This window comes from Sphingomonas endophytica, assembly GCF_001476895.1.
Classification (GTDB): domain Bacteria; phylum Pseudomonadota; class Alphaproteobacteria; order Sphingomonadales; family Sphingomonadaceae; genus Sphingomonas; species Sphingomonas endophytica_A.
In genome coordinates this window covers 1-616 of record NZ_LDTB01000179.1, presented here as the reverse complement: position 1 = coordinate 616, position 616 = coordinate 1, and the positions used below count along the sequence as shown (strand labels likewise).

Below are 616 nucleotides of genomic sequence, written 5' to 3'. Positions count from 1 at the left end.
GCGCAGTGCGGCGTAATGCTGGTCATGCACGTCTTGATTGAACAACGACCACGGCTCGGCGCTGGCCAGCAACGCAGGTACCGCCGCAGCCATCAGGTTGCGATAATTCCTGAACTCGGTCGCGGCGTCGGCGTTGCGGCCCGCTGCAACCGCCATCTCGATACGGCGCAACGTCAGCACGAGCTCCTTGAGCCCGTTGCGCGCGAGCACGCGCTGCTCCTCGCCGCCCGACACGCTGGTATTCTTGCGATCGGGATATTGCTCGGTCAATTCGCGCAGCTCGCGCCCGATCGTATCGACCGCCAGCGCGACGATGTCCTTGTCGCCGGCGGGAATCGCGGTCGCGAGCACGGTCGAGAGCTCCAGCACTTCCTTCATCCGGAGCACGACGCCGTCCTTGTCGAACGGACGTTCGCCGTCGCCGACCGCATTCAGATAGGCCACAAGGTCCTGCACGTCCTGGGTCGACAGTTCGAGGTCGAACACACGGTCGAAATGCTCGACCACCTGCTCATACGTATCGTAGCGGCCGTCGTGGAAGTACGGTGCATTGAAATTGGCGTTCAGCAGGGTCGGGGTCTTCACCAGCCCGCCCGATCCGACGTCGTGACGCACC

1 pseudogene is annotated in these 616 nt (G+C 63.8%); it reads right to left on the bottom strand.

From position 1 onward, the window contains the following. Positions 1-585, bottom strand: a pseudogene (locus NS334_RS16630) (hypothetical protein); the annotation flags it as partial. Positions 586-616 lie beyond the last annotated feature (31 nt).